Genomic DNA, 12,865 nt, shown 5'->3' on the forward strand with positions numbered 1-12,865 from the left:
TTGTCTGGGCGGAGTTCCCATAACCGGGACGGTAAGCCGTCACTTCCGCGGCGCGACCCAGATCTCGGCGTGGAGCCTCCTGGTCGCCAGGCCGCGGGCGATCGCTTCGGCGCTGCGGGCGTTCTTTGACAGCGCCGCGGCCTGACGCTTGCTGATCACCAGGCCTTCGGCGAGAGCGCGATTTCCGGCAAAGACGCGCGACAGGAACGGCGCGCGGCTGCCGCGTGCCCGCGAGAACCGCGCCGCCATGGTTTGCCTGGCGGTATGGGCGACGACCTCGTCGATCCAGCCCTCCCCCAGCCGAGCGCCCGGTTCCAGCAAAAGCAGCCAGTCGCCCTTGGCCTGCCTGATGCCGGCGGCGATGCCGCCGCTGACATAGTGGCAGCCGGCATGTTCGGCGACGCGGTGCGTCTGATCGGTCGAGCCGGTGTCGCAGACGAGAACGTCGCGCACCACGCCTTCGACCGCGCCGCCGATCAGCGAGGCGAGCGTGCGGGCAAGGCCCTCCTCGTCATTCAGGGTTTCGATCAGGACGCTGAGCATGTTTAGCCGAATAGCGGAAAGCGGTGGGCAGCGCCAGTTTTTGCGGCGCACCGCGAGAAAGTTCTTGCTTTGTTCTCATCGATACGATAGGAATACATTCATGAGCAGAGCGATTCGACAGCGGGCGGACAGTCCCTGGGAAAGGGCCAAGATGGAACAGATCGTGCGTGCCGATATTGCAGCCTTCGGCGCTGGCAGGGCCGAAATGGCGAATGCGATGATCGAGCAGAGCGGCATGCGTGTCCGTCCGGACCGCAACCGCGGCAGGTCGGCGGGCATCAATCCGTCCGGCCGTTTCGAGCCGGTCAGCCGGCATGTGTTCGACGATGGATGGAATTCGCTGGAGGAGCTGCCGCCGTTCAAGACCGAGGTACAGGTCGAGAAGCCGCGCACCATCATCACGCGCAACGAATCGCCCGACATCTCCTTCGACCGCTCGATCAACCCCTATCGTGGCTGCGAACATGGCTGCGTCTATTGTTTCGCGCGGCCGACGCACAGCTTCATGGGGCTGTCGCCGGGGCTGGATTTCGAATCGAAGCTGTTTGCCAAGCCGGATGCGGCGCGGCTGCTCGACAAGGAATTGTCCAGGGATAATTACCAGCCGCGCACCATCGCCATCGGCACCAACACCGATCCCTACCAGCCGATCGAGAAGCAATACCGGATCATGCGCGAGATCCTCGAAGTGCTGGAGGCGCGCGGCCATCCGGTCGGCATCGTCACCAAATCGGCGCTGGTGACGCGTGACATCGACATTCTGTCGCGCATGGCCGAACGCGGGCTGGCCAAGGTGGCGTTGTCGGTGACGACGCTTGACCGCATGCTGGCGCGCACCATGGAGCCACGCGCGTCGACGCCGACCAAGCGGCTGGACGCGATCAGGCAGCTTTCAGACGCCGGCATTCCGGCCTCGGTGATGGTTGCGCCGATCATCCCCGGACTGACCGACCCGGAGATGGAGCGCATCCTCGATTCGGCGCAGGCAGCGGGGGCACGTGAAGCCGGCTATGTGCTGCTGCGCCTGCCGCTGGAGGTCGCGCCGATCTTCAAGGACTGGCTGCTGCGCCATTATCCCGATCGTTATCGCCACGTCATGTCGCTGATCCGTTCGATGCGCGACGGCAAGGACTACGATTCGGAATGGGGCAAGCGCATGAAAGGCTCCGGCCCCTATGCCTGGCAGATCGGCCGGCGTTTCGAGATCGCTGCCAAACGGCTCGGCCTCAACGCCGAGCGGCGCTCGCTGAGGACCGACCAGTTCATCCCCGCCGCCAAGGCTACCGAGCAGCTGATGCTGCTGTGACAAAGCGTCTCGCGCCAGCCGCTTGAAGCGGCCGCAGCAGGCGAAAAATCCCGTCCGGCCTGTCCTGTCCCCGGGCTTGCAGACGGTAGCCCCCTCCTGGTCCGGTGCCCCGCCCGACCCGGAGGGGACTTGCGGAGAATCGGAGCCGATGCGAACCTCGCCGCACCATGGCTCGCCCGCGTTCCGATTCTCCGCTTCTCTTCGAAATCGTCGAGAAACCCGACTTCTCGTTCGAGACGAGGGCGATGGCCGAAGGCCTTTGGCCGGTGGCGGGGATGGACGAGGCCGGCCGCGGCCCGCTCGCCGGGCCGGTGGTGGCGGCAGCGGTGGTGCTCGATCCCGCCAACATCCCCGACGGCCTCGACGATTCCAAGCGGCTGACGCATTTGCAGCGTGAGGCGCTGTTCCTGAAAATCCTCGGCTCCGCGCTCGCCGTATCGATGGCCTCGGTCAGCGCCGAAGGCATCGATGCCTCCAACATCCTCAAGGCCAGCCTGGAGGCGATGCGCCGTGCCGTGGCCGGCCTGTCAATCCGGCCGAAGCTGGCACTGGCCGACGGCCGCGACGTGCCGCCCGGCCTGCCCTGCGAGGGCAAAGCACTGATCAAGGGCGACCAGCGCTCGCAGTCGATCGCCGCAGCCTCGATCGTCGCCAAGGTGATGCGCGACCGCATGATGTGCGGCTGCGGCAGCCATCATGCGCGTTACGGCTTCGAGCTGCATATGGGCTACGCCACTGTCCGCCATCGCACGGCGATCGATCTGCACGGGCCAGTGGCGCGGCTGCACCGCGCCTCCTTCGCGCCGTTCCGGTTCGGCGGCACCGAGGTGCTGGAGGAAGAGGGTTTTTCGGATTTGGATTGACATTGCGAAGGCGGCTAGGCGCGGATCTCCTCCCTCGAGGGGAGATGGCCGGCAGGCCAGAGGGGGTCGCCTCGCGTGAAGCGCCAACGTTCTCTTTCGTTCCATAGGGCGTCGCGCCAGGACGTGCCGACCCCCTCTGTCGCCTTTGGCGACATCTCCCCCTCGAGGGGGGAGATTACGCGCTCAGTCGCTTTCGCCAACAAAAAAGCCGCCAGGTTTCCCGGGCGACTTTCGATGAATTTCTCGTCGAAGTCGCTTAATTCAGCTTCGACTTCAAATCCTGCAGCGAGGCGTTGAACAGGTCGGCGCCGGCCTTGGCGTCGATCTTGCCGGCCAGCAGCGCCCGCGCGGCTTCGACCGCGATGTCGACAGCGCTGGCACGCACTTCGCCGATCGCTTCGCGTTCGGCCTGGCCGATCTTCTGCTCGGCCAAGGCGGTGCGCCGGGCGACATAGTCCTCGGTCTTCTTGTGCGCCTCGGCGGCAAGCATGTCGGCTTCGCGCTTGGCGGCGGCGACGATGGCCGCGGCCTCCTGCTCGGCTTCCTTGCGCTTGCGCTGGTATTGGCCAAGCAGCTGCTGGGCTTCTTCGCGCAACCGGCGCGCTTCCTCGAGCTCGGAGCTGATCTTGTCGGCACGCGCATCAAGCGCCTTGGCGATCATGCCCGGCACCTTGATGTAGATGGCGATGCCGAGGAAGATTACGAGGGCAACAGTTGCCCAAAGCGTCGCGAGAGATGTGGCGTCCATGATGCGCTCCTCACCCGGCCACGGATTTGACCGCGGCCGCGATTTCGGCCTTGCTGGCCTTGCCGCCGACAAGCGCCTCGACGATGGCCGAAGCGGTGTCCTCGGCGATCGTGCCGACTTCCTTCATGGCATTGGCCTTGATGGAAGATATACGCGCCTCGGCCTCGCCAAGCTTCTGGTCAAGCGCTGCCTCGATCGTCTTGCGGGCAGCCTCGGCTTCCGCCTTGGCCGCATCGTTGGCCTGCTGGCCGATCGCATTGGCCTTGCCCTTGGCTTCCGCCAATTCCTGCTCATAGGCGGCAACGGCGGCATCGGCCTCGCTTTTCAGCCGGGCAGCATGGTCGAGATCCTGGGTAATGCGGTCGTTGCGCACGTCGATGATGCCGCCAACGCGCGGCATCACCACCCGTTTCAAGAAGAGATAAAACAGCCCGAAGGTGATTGCCAGCCATAGAAGCTGCGAGGGGTACGTCGCCGGATTGAATGGCGGGAACGTGCCGTGCGCCTCGGCAGGCACGCCGGTGCCAGCGCTGCCGCCTTCGACGGCGGGCGCGGACTCTTGCGCAAAGGCAGATGTCACGAACATGGACTATCCCCGAAATTCAGGCCCGCCGCAGGATCGCGGCCGGCCTGTTCAATTCTTCCCAATGTTCAGCCGAACAAAGCGAGAAGCGCGATGAGAAGCGAGAAAATACCCAGCGCTTCGGTCACGGCGAAGCCGAAGATCAGGCGGCCGAACTGGCCGTCGGCTGCCGACGGGTTGCGCAGCGCGCCCGCCAGATAGCTGCCGAAAATGTTGCCGAGGCCAATGCCCGCGCCGCCCATGCCGAGGCATGCGATGCCGGCACCGATGTACTTTGCTGCTTCTGCGTCCATTTGTTCAACTCCTTTGGATCTAAAATTCCGTTGCAAAATCGATCCGGCGGCAATGCCGGAAACCTTGTCAGTGCCCGGGATGCAGGGCGTCGTTGAGATACATGCAGGTCAGCACCGCAAAGACGTAGGCCTGCAGGAACGCGACCAGCAGCTCCAGCGCCGTCAGCGCCACGGCCATCGCCAGCGGCAGAACCGAACCAGCCACGCCGACCGCGCCGAGCGCGCTCAGGCTGACGACAAACCCCGAGAACACCTTCAGCGTGATGTGACCGGCGAGCATGTTGGCGAACAGACGAACCGACAGGCTGACCGGACGCGAGACGAAGGAAATCACCTCGATCAGCACCACCAGCGGCAGCAGGTAGACCGGCACGCCATGCGGGACGAACAGCTTCAGGAAGCCAAGGCCGTGCTTGGTGAAGCCGTAGACGAGGACCGTTCCGATCACCAGCGCAGCGAGGCCGAAAGTGACGATGATGTGGCTGGTGATGGTGAAGAAATACGGGAACAGGCCAAGCAGGTTGGCGACAAGCACGAACATGAACAGCGAGAACACGAAGGGGAAGAACCTCATGCCTTGCGTTCCCGCGGCGTCCCTCAGCATATTGCCGACAAATTCATAGGCCATTTCCGAGACCGACTGAAGGCGGCCCGGAACCAGGCTGCGGCTCGACGTGCTGAGGTAGAGAAACGCCGATGCGACAGCAACCGTCGCAAGCATGAACAGAGCCGAATTGGTGAAGGACAGGTCGTAGCCGCCGATGTGAATCGGAATGATCGGATGGATCTGGAACTGGTGGATCGGATCGACCTTGTCAGCAGCCACTTTAAATCCCCATCAAAGCCGCAGACGGCTTCAGCATTCTGTTCAATGCGCCGGCATGCGGCGCCTCAATTCATTCTTTCGGATCGCGCGGTTTGTCGCCCGTTCCGAATTCCGACACAAGCCCGGCTGAACGCAGGACGTTGAGCACGCCGGCGACAAAACCCAGCAGCAGCCCGACTATCAGACCCCATGGCGATGTCCCCGCCACGCGATCGATAAACCAGCCGAGAGCCGCACCGACCACTATCCCGGCGATGAACTCGCTGGACAGCTTGAGCGCCTGGCCGTACCCGGCCACACTGCCCGTTTTCCCGTCGTCTTTCCCCTCGAGCCGGTCCGGCCGCCTTGTCGCAAGCGATGCTTCAAGGTCGCGCCGGCGGCGCTCAAGATCGTCGTCGCGGATGTCGGCTTCATGCTGCTTGCCGCGGCCGGTTTTGCCGGTTCCGTCTGGCCCATTCTTGTCGGCCACGCAACCCCCCTGCCCGGTCAGACCGTCACCGTCCGTCCGCTTCTTAAAGTCGCCGGCAACATAGTTAGAGGGTCCGCGCCCGTCAAGCCACGGGCGGACGTTCAAGCTCAAGTATTTTTTCGTTATAAATCAGCCACTTGCTCGGGTGCGACATCGTGCCCGACGCGGTCTCTGGCGGGCTGCGGCCGAATCCCCGCGGCGATGCGTCTTCGATCGGCCGCTCTCGCGCGAAAGACGCAAGGGCTGCCCGAGCGCTCAGCTCCAGCCGCCACCATAGGTGCGGTAGAAGATGTGCAGGCCGATCCTGGTCATTTTCTGCATCGTCCGCGCCCAGCCCGGATGGACGTAGTCGGCGTAATAATGGGTCGACGAGCCGACTTCCGGAATGAAGATCTTGCCGGCTGTGACGGCCATGGCGACATCCTGGGCGGTCTTGTAGGCAGCGGGGTTGTCGATGCGCTTCTTCCTGCCGTCGCAGGCGAAGGAAAACTGGCAGCGGTTGAACCAGTTGTCGTTCTGGTAGACGACGCCGCAGATCGAGTTCGGATAGGCGGGGTTGCGGACGCGGTTGAGGATGACCTGGGCGACGGCGGCCTGGCCGCGCACGGATTCGCCGCGCGCTTCGAAATAGATGCCGTTGGCGAGACAGGCCTGCTCCGGCTTGGAAAAGACGCTCGCCGGCAGCGGCGTCTGCATCCAGGAATGATCGCCCTTGCTCAGCGGCGGAATGAAGCGACCGTCGTTCGGGTCCTCGTCCTGCAGCAAGGCCTCGAAGGGCGACGCCTGTGCATAATCGGGAGCGGACGAGGCGTAGGCGGTCGCCAGCACGTCAGGATGATCATTGTTGACCAGCGCGGCAAGCATCGCCGGCACGCCGGGATCCGGCTTCTTGTCGATGCGCGTGTGGAAGGCGGCGGCGATCTGGATTTCCTTGCCTTTGATCTCGGGCTTGGCGAAAGCCATCCTCAGGCCGCTGTCCATGCTTGGGCGGAGCAGCGAAGAGGTGCGCTCGAAGATCGAGCCGGCGTTGAAGTTCTTCGGCGGCGAGACGGGCGAGACCTGGATGATGCGGCCCTTCTTGTCGGCACGCGTGATGCGGTTCTCGTCCGGCGTCGTGGCGACGATGCCGCCCTTGCCGCGAAACGAAACGGCGCCGATGCCGGGCAGCTGGACACCGGAGCCGGAGAGCGAGCCGGTGCTGCTGGAATCGAGGAAGGGCATTTCGGCGGCGTGAACGGAGCCGGCGACGGATTTCTCGACATAGGCGTTCCAGCGGACGCTCGGCGCCTCCAGGCCGGAGACCAGGCTGGTCATGTCCTGATAGGCCGCGACCGTCGGAAAGCCGATCCAGATGCCAAGGCCAATAACGAGGGGAGACAGGAAGGAACGCTTTTTCTCACCGGCGGCGGCGACAAGCCGCGTCAAAACACGTCGATGCACGGAACTCTCCAGAAACGCAACGGACCCCACTGGAGAGCTACAATGATGCATTAACCTTGATGGGGCGTTAACAGCTTAGAACGTTGTTTTCCCATCTCGTGTCGAAGTCAGGCGCTTTTGCGGCCGTCGCTTGACGGAAGAAAGATCGGCCAGGCGATCAGCGCGCAAATAGCCGCACCCAGCCAGACGCCTGCCCACGAGCAGAGCACGAGAAGCCCGGGAATGGCGATCGGCACCAGGAAGAAGGCGATGAAGACCAGGCTGTTGGCGAGGCCGAGCGCCGTTCCGGCCTGGCTGGCGCCGGCCAGCGTCGCAAGCTCGGTGTAGGCAACGCCGTGCCAGGAGGAGACGCAGACGCCGGCCACGACCAGCATCGCAACGATCGCCGGCGACAGCATCGGCGCTTGGCCTGACAAGAATTGGCCCGAAAACAAGACGAGCGCCGCAAGCACGGTGAAGGCGGCCACGCTCAGCATGCTGCACAGACGCAGGAACGACCGGCGGTTGCCGTGACGGTCGGTGTAGCGGCCGCTCCAGACACGCATGACCATGGCGCCGACCTGCACGGCAGCGAGGCTGGCGCTGATCACGGCTGTTCCCATGCCGGCGAAATCATGCAGGAACACGGAAGCAAAGGTGAGCACCGCCACCTGCGGAAAGCAAAGCAGGCCAATGGCTGTCGCGATGCGCCAGACGGCCGGGTTGCGCAGCGGCGCCGGGCCGGCCGGCTTTGCCGCGCTGCTCGAACGGGCGTCGTCATGCGCCGGCGGCTGATGCAGCCAGCGCCAGGCGAGCGAGGTCGAGACCGCGGAGGCAGCCGCCAGCAGTCCGAAGACCGCCGTGAAGCCATGGGCCGAAGCGAGCGACGGCAGCACCAGCGCGCCAAGCCCGCCGCCAAGCGGCACCGCCGTCTGCCTGATGCTCATGGCAAAGCCGCGCTCGCCTTCGCCGAACCAGGCCATGATGGCGCGGCCGCTGGAGCCGTTGACGCTGCCGCCGAGCAATCCGGTGACCAGCAGGGCAGCGGCGAGAAGCGCGATGCCGGGAATATGGGCCGGTGACGGCACGACCAGCGCGGCCATGACAAGCAGCCAGACCGCGGTTGCGCCGAGCCCCGTCAGCAGCACGCGGCGGTCGCCCCAGCGATCGGTCAGCAGCCCCCACGGCAATTCGCTCAGCGCCACACCCAGGCCGAGAAGACCAAGCGCCAGGCCGAGCTCGCCATTGGAGAGATGATAGCCCGAGCGCAGGAACACCGCCGTGGCCGGAATGCCGGAGAAGGTCGCGGAAAAGCAGGCATTGGCGGCGACGCCGATGCCCAGCACCTTCCAGCGATGATTGGCTCGAAGCACCGCCGCCTCTGACGGGGTGGTAACGGCGGCCGGGCGAAGCGGTTTGCATTCTGCTCGTGTGGCGACAGCGGACATGGTTCAGCTCCTGCATGGGTCGGCTGCATTCGGTCTTGACGCGCTCTCTCTACCGCCATAGCTTCGTACTGAATATCAGGAAGTTTTTGACGTAATGTCCCGAATATCAGGATTATTGGCATGCGACGCGTGACATTCGATCTCGACGTTCTGCGCAGCTTCGTTACCGGCATGGAGCTGGGCAGCTTCGCCAAGGCCGCCGACCGGCTCGGCCGCTCGACCTCGGCAATCAGTGCGCAATTGAAGAAGCTGGAGGAGCAGGCGGCGATGCCGATCTTCCGCAAATCTGGGCGTGGCCTGGCGCTGACGGACGCGGGCGAGACCATGCTCGGCTACGCGAAGCGGCTGATCGAGCTCAATGACGAGGCCGCCTCCGCCATCCACGATGTCGAGCTGGAGGGTTGGGTGCGGCTTGGGCTACAGGAGGATTTCGGCGAGGCCGTGCTGCCGGAGGTGCTCGGGCGCTTCGCCCGCGCCCATCCCAAGGTCAAGATCGAGGCCAGGATCGCACGCAGCCATGAGCTTGCCGAACGGATCATTTCGGGCAGCCTCGATATCGCGCTTGCCTGGCACAATGGCGCGACGCTGCCCTACAGCCGGCATGTCGCCGACGTCCAGATGCGCTGGATCGGCCCGGCAAAACAGATCGAGATCAGCCTGCGTGATGGCGAGGCGTTGCCGCTGGTGGCGCTCGAAGCGCCGTGCCTGCTGCGCAGCGTGGCGACCGAAACGCTCGACCGCGCCGGCCTGGCATGGCGGATGGCCTTCTCCAGCCCGAGCCTTGGCGGCATCTGGGCAGCCGTCGCCGCCGGGCTCGGACTGACGATCCGCACCGATATCGGCCTGCCGGCCACCGTCAGGGCGATGACGCCGGAGATCGCCGGGCTGCCCGCCTTGCCCAAGATGGCGCTGTTCCTGCACCGCAAGGAGGCCGAGCCCGACCCCGTGGCAGCGCGGCTCGGCGACATCCTGCTGCAGGCAGCGCTCGAAGCGTTGCCGCAGACGCAATCGGCGCCTGTCTTGCGCAAAGTGGCGTAAAGGAGAAGTGGCGCCTAGCGGCGCTTCTTTGCCTTGCCGGCGAAAGGATTGTCCGAGGTGCGCAAGGCGATGCGGATCGGCACGCCGGGCATGTCGAAAGCCTCGCGCAGGCTGTTCGAGAGATAGCGGACGTAGGATTGCGGCATCGCATCCGGCCGTGAGCAGGAGACGACGAAGCCCGGCGGCCGCGTCTTGGCCTGCGTGACATATTTGATCTTCAGCCGACGCCCGGCGACAGCGGGCGGCGGATGATGCGCCAGGATGCCTTCCAGCCAGCGGTTGAGCTTGCCGGTCGACACACGGCTGTTCCAAACTCGATGCGTCCTGATGACAGCGTCCATCAGCTTGTCGAGGCCACGCCCGGTCTCGGCCGACACCGGCACCGCCTGCATGCCGCGCGCCTGCGGCAGCAGCCGCTCGGTTTTTTCGCGCAGCTCGGCCAGCAACTCCTGGGGATGGTCGATCAGGTCCCATTTGTTGAAGGCGATCACCGGGGCACGGCCCTCGCGGATGATCAGGTCGGCGATCTGCAGATCCTGCTTCTCGAAGGGAATGGTGGCGTCGAGCACGATGATGACGATTTCGGCAAAGCGGATGGCGCGCAAGCCGTCCTGCACCGACATCACTTCGAGCTTTTCGTGGATCCTGGCCTTGCGGCGCATGCCGGCGGTGTCGAACAATTTTAAGCGGCGGCCATGCCAGTCCCAGTCGACCGAGATGGAATCGCGAGTGATGCCGGCCTCAGGGCCGGTCAACAGCCGCTCCTCGCCGATCAGCGCGTTGATCAGCGTTGACTTGCCGGCGTTGGGGCGGCCGACGACGGCGATGCGCATCGGCTTGGTGTCGTCATAGCTCGGCTCGGCGTCCGGGTCGGTGATGTCCTCGCCGATCAGCACCTCGCTGGCGGCGACCTCATCCTCGCCGGCCTCTTCGTCCTCGCCGAAGGCGCGCGCCTCGCCAAGTGCCGCGATCACCGCGTCGCGCAAATCGGGCAGGCCCTGGCCGTGTTCGGCCGAGACCGGGATCGGTTCGCCAAGGCCGAGCTCCCAGGCCTCCAGCATGCCGCCCTGGGCGCCGCGCGCCTCAGCCTTGTTGGCAACGACGACAACCGGCTTGCCGGACTTGCGCACGATCTCGGCGAACGTCTTGTCGTCGGGCATCAGCCCGGACTTGGCGTCGATCGTAAAAAAGATCAGGTCGGCCTCGCGGATGGCGATCTCGGTCTGGGCGCGCATGCGGCCGGGCAGCGTCGAGGCAGCCGCATCCTCGAAGCCGGCGGTGTCGATGACGTCGAAATGCAGGTCGTAGAGCTTTGCGGCATGGACGCGGCGATCGCGTGTGACGCCGGGCGTATCGTCGACAAGCGCCAGCTTCCTTCCCACCAGCCGATTGAAAAGGGTCGATTTGCCGACGTTAGGCCGGCCGATGATGGCGACTTTGAAGGTCATGGACTATCACGACACGCCGCCCGAGCCGCGGATCAGCTCGGACATCAATGTCGCCCGCTCGCGCGTGTTGCGCGGGGCGCCGTCGTCCGCGGCGATCTGGTCGAACAGCTTCAATGCATCCGCCGCCTTGCCTTCCTTCCAGGCGGCAAGGCCAAGCGCCTCGCGCGCCGTATGGCGCAGCGTGTTGGTGTCGGCGGTGAGCGCCTCGACGCGGCTGGAGACATCGGCGAAAGAGCCGTGGTCGACCAGAAGCAGCGCTGCCCTGAGACGCGCCATGTCGCGAATGCCGGAGGGGATCTTGGTGTCGGCGGCGACCTCGTCGAAATCCTTGACGGCGGCGTCGACGTCGCCCTTGTCCGCCTTGACGGTTGCCGCGCGCATGCGGGCGAGCAGCGGATAGGCGCCGTAGCCGTCCTTCTCCAACGCCTCCAGAGCGGCAAGCGCCTCGTCGTTCTTGCCGTCATTGGCGAGCTTCAGCGCCTGCGAGAAGGCATCGCCCGAGCGGTTGGCGCGGGTTTCGTCCCAATAGCGGTAGCCAACGACAGCGGCAGTGCCGAGCACCACCAGCACGGCCAGCACGAGCAAGGCGGGACCGAAACGGTCCCACAGCGCATGCGCCTGGTCGCGACGAATCTCTTCGTTGACTTCGCGGATAAAACTGTCGTCCGACATGGATCAAAACCATTTCCTGCCCCGGCCGGGGCGGTTGATGAGCCCGCGTTTTAGCGAAATTTTGCCGGCATGGAAGGGGTTCGGCAGGAAAATCGCCTATTCACGAGGCAGTCGCCGCCAACGGCGGCCGACAGGTCGATCGTACCCGTGCCATATTTCACCGGTAGGCGTCGCTTCTACATTCCCTAAATCAAGTCAGATGCCTTTGCCCCGTTTGTCCCGCGTTATTGCGTTTTCCATTGCCGTGTTTGCTGCCGGCGCGGCTTTTGCCGACCCGCCGGCGCCGCCGGCAAAACCGAAGCAGATCGTCATTATCTCATTCGACAGCGCCCGCGACATTTCGCAGTGGCAGCGCAGCCGGGCGCTGGCCGAGCGCACAGGTGCGCATTTCACCTATTTCGTCTCCTGCGTGTTCCTGCTGTCGCCCGAGACACGCAAGGAATACACCGCGCCCGGCAAGACAGAAGGCAAATCGAACATCGGCTTTGCCGCCTCCAAACAGGAAGTCGCCGAGCGGCTCGAGCAGATCAACCTCGCCGCCTCGGAAGGCCACGACATCGGCAGCCATGGCTGCGGCCATTTCGACGGCAAGGACTGGAGCAAGGCCGACTGGCTGAGCGAGTTCGGCTCGTTCAAGCATATTCTCGAGAACGCCTATTCGATCAACGGCATTGCACCCGAACCAACGGGCTGGCGCGATTTCGCCCGCAAGTCGGTGGTCGGGTTCCGCGCGCCTTATTTGTCGGCAAACAAGGCGCTCTACGAGGCGCTGCCCGCGGCCGGTTTCCTGCTCGACGCAAGCGGCGTCTCGCGCGGGCCGGTCGAGCCGCCGACCGTCAACGGCATCACGCGCTTTTCGCTACCGCAGATCCCGGAAGGGCCGAGCTCAAGGCGGGTGATCGCCATGGATTACAATCTCTATGTCAGACATTCCGGCGGCTTCGAGCGGCCGAGCATGGCGGAAGAGTTCGCTGACCGAACCTATAACGCGTTCCGCGCCGCCTTCGATGCGCAATACCAGGGCAAGCGCATTCCGCTTGAGCTCGGCTTCCACTTCACGCTGATGAATGACGGCGCCTACTGGAACGCGCTGGAACGCTTTGCCGGCGAGCTCTGCATCAAAGCGGACGTCGAGTGCATCAGTTTTCACGATTATGTTTCGCGGCGAGGCGAAAGGCAGGCGGCGGTGGGCGGCTGAGCCGCAAGCGC

14 protein-coding genes are annotated in these 12,865 nt (G+C 64.8%); 4 read left to right on the plus strand and 10 right to left on the minus strand.

Annotated features, from left to right (window positions below):
- Positions 1 to 39 precede the first annotated feature (39 nt).
- Positions 40 to 543 carry a glycosyltransferase gene (locus tag NKH33_RS01320; RefSeq protein ID WP_292664385.1) on the minus strand — a complete coding sequence of 168 codons (504 nt, stop codon included), beginning with the start codon at positions 541 to 543 and terminating at the stop codon, positions 40 to 42.
- Between the two features lie 151 nt (positions 544 to 694).
- Between NKH33_RS01320 and NKH33_RS01325 the strand changes: the two genes are divergently transcribed.
- Both NKH33_RS01325 and rnhB read left to right on the plus strand, forming a co-directional pair.
- Entirely contained in the window at positions 695 to 1,849 is a 1,155-nt protein-coding gene (locus NKH33_RS01325; RefSeq protein WP_352470712.1) for a PA0069 family radical SAM protein, read from the plus strand.
- 167 nt (positions 1,850 to 2,016) lie between these two features.
- Positions 2,017 to 2,712 (plus strand): ribonuclease HII, encoded by a 696-nt coding sequence (gene rnhB, locus NKH33_RS01330; protein ID WP_352470693.1) that lies wholly within the window; start codon positions 2,017 to 2,019, stop codon positions 2,710 to 2,712.
- A 256-nt stretch (positions 2,713 to 2,968) separates the two neighbouring features.
- On the opposite strand, the gene NKH33_RS01335 is transcribed toward rnhB, so the two are convergent.
- The 7 genes from NKH33_RS01335 to NKH33_RS01365 all read right to left on the minus strand — a co-directional run bounded on the left by NKH33_RS01335 (position 2,969) and on the right by NKH33_RS01365 (position 8,498).
- Entirely contained in the window at positions 2,969 to 3,460 is a 492-nt protein-coding gene (locus NKH33_RS01335) for a F0F1 ATP synthase subunit B (protein WP_023674071.1), read from the minus strand.
- 10 nt (positions 3,461 to 3,470) lie between these two features.
- Positions 3,471 to 4,046, minus strand: a complete 576-nt coding sequence (locus tag NKH33_RS01340; RefSeq protein ID WP_352449932.1) for a F0F1 ATP synthase subunit B — start codon at positions 4,044 to 4,046, stop codon at positions 3,471 to 3,473.
- Between the two features lie 65 nt (positions 4,047 to 4,111).
- Positions 4,112 to 4,336 carry a F0F1 ATP synthase subunit C gene (locus NKH33_RS01345; RefSeq protein WP_006206606.1) on the minus strand — a complete coding sequence of 75 codons (225 nt, stop codon included), beginning with the start codon at positions 4,334 to 4,336 and terminating at the stop codon, positions 4,112 to 4,114.
- Positions 4,337 to 4,403: 67 nt separating this feature from the next.
- Positions 4,404 to 5,162 (minus strand): F0F1 ATP synthase subunit A, encoded by a 759-nt coding sequence (locus NKH33_RS01350; RefSeq protein ID WP_352473358.1) that lies wholly within the window; start codon positions 5,160 to 5,162, stop codon positions 4,404 to 4,406.
- Between the two features lie 70 nt (positions 5,163 to 5,232).
- Entirely contained in the window at positions 5,233 to 5,631 is a 399-nt protein-coding gene (locus NKH33_RS01355) for an AtpZ/AtpI family protein (RefSeq protein WP_352473359.1), read from the minus strand.
- 255 nt (positions 5,632 to 5,886) lie between these two features.
- Complete coding sequence (locus tag NKH33_RS01360; RefSeq protein ID WP_352473361.1) at positions 5,887 to 7,071, minus strand: cell wall hydrolase; 1,185 nt, start codon at positions 7,069 to 7,071, stop codon at positions 5,887 to 5,889.
- 107 nt (positions 7,072 to 7,178) lie between these two features.
- Positions 7,179 to 8,498 carry an MFS transporter gene (locus NKH33_RS01365; RefSeq protein WP_352681110.1) on the minus strand — a complete coding sequence of 440 codons (1,320 nt, stop codon included), beginning with the start codon at positions 8,496 to 8,498 and terminating at the stop codon, positions 7,179 to 7,181.
- Positions 8,499 to 8,618: 120 nt separating this feature from the next.
- Between NKH33_RS01365 and NKH33_RS01370 the strand changes: the two genes are divergently transcribed.
- Positions 8,619 to 9,536, plus strand: a complete 918-nt coding sequence (locus NKH33_RS01370; RefSeq protein ID WP_352473365.1) for a LysR substrate-binding domain-containing protein — start codon at positions 8,619 to 8,621, stop codon at positions 9,534 to 9,536.
- 14 nt (positions 9,537 to 9,550) lie between these two features.
- On the opposite strand, the gene der is transcribed toward NKH33_RS01370, so the two are convergent.
- Together der and NKH33_RS01380 are read right to left on the minus strand one after the other, a co-directional pair.
- The gene (gene der / locus NKH33_RS01375) at positions 9,551 to 10,984 is read right to left on the minus strand and encodes a ribosome biogenesis GTPase Der (protein ID WP_352473366.1); all 1,434 of its coding nucleotides are present in this window, start codon (positions 10,982 to 10,984) and stop codon (positions 9,551 to 9,553) included.
- Between the two features lie 6 nt (positions 10,985 to 10,990).
- Positions 10,991 to 11,656 (minus strand): tetratricopeptide repeat protein, encoded by a 666-nt coding sequence (locus NKH33_RS01380; protein ID WP_023674063.1) that lies wholly within the window; start codon positions 11,654 to 11,656, stop codon positions 10,991 to 10,993.
- A 205-nt stretch (positions 11,657 to 11,861) separates the two neighbouring features.
- On the opposite strand from NKH33_RS01380, the gene NKH33_RS01385 reads away from it, so the two are divergent.
- Positions 11,862 to 12,854 carry a polysaccharide deacetylase family protein gene (locus NKH33_RS01385; RefSeq protein ID WP_352473420.1) on the plus strand — a complete coding sequence of 331 codons (993 nt, stop codon included), beginning with the start codon at positions 11,862 to 11,864 and terminating at the stop codon, positions 12,852 to 12,854.
- Positions 12,855 to 12,865 lie beyond the last annotated feature (11 nt).

This window comes from Mesorhizobium sp. M1182 (assembly GCF_040318335.1).
Lineage (GTDB): Bacteria > Pseudomonadota > Alphaproteobacteria > Rhizobiales > Rhizobiaceae > Mesorhizobium.

Bases quoted from the DNA above. Each gene is read 5' to 3' on its own strand.
- NKH33_RS01320 (WP_292664385.1), bottom strand. From the start codon at position 543: ATGCTCAGCGTCCTGATCGAAACCCTGAATGACGAGGAGGGCCTTGCC.
- NKH33_RS01380 (WP_023674063.1), bottom strand. From the start codon at position 11,656: ATGTCGGACGACAGTTTTATCCGCGAAGTCAACGAAGAGATTCGTCGC.
- NKH33_RS01345 (WP_006206606.1), bottom strand. From the start codon at position 4,336: ATGGACGCAGAAGCAGCAAAGTACATCGGTGCCGGCATCGCATGCCTC.
- rnhB (WP_352470693.1), top strand. From the start codon at position 2,017: ATGGCTCGCCCGCGTTCCGATTCTCCGCTTCTCTTCGAAATCGTCGAG.
- NKH33_RS01335 (WP_023674071.1), bottom strand. From the start codon at position 3,460: ATGGACGCCACATCTCTCGCGACGCTTTGGGCAACTGTTGCCCTCGTA.
- NKH33_RS01370 (WP_352473365.1), top strand. From the start codon at position 8,619: ATGCGACGCGTGACATTCGATCTCGACGTTCTGCGCAGCTTCGTTACC.
- NKH33_RS01340 (WP_352449932.1), bottom strand. From the start codon at position 4,046: ATGTTCGTGACATCTGCCTTTGCGCAAGAGTCCGCGCCCGCCGTCGAA.
- NKH33_RS01325 (WP_352470712.1), top strand. From the start codon at position 695: ATGGAACAGATCGTGCGTGCCGATATTGCAGCCTTCGGCGCTGGCAGG.
- der (WP_352473366.1), bottom strand. From the start codon at position 10,984: ATGACCTTCAAAGTCGCCATCATCGGCCGGCCTAACGTCGGCAAATCG.
- NKH33_RS01365 (WP_352681110.1), bottom strand. From the start codon at position 8,498: ATGTCCGCTGTCGCCACACGAGCAGAATGCAAACCGCTTCGCCCGGCC.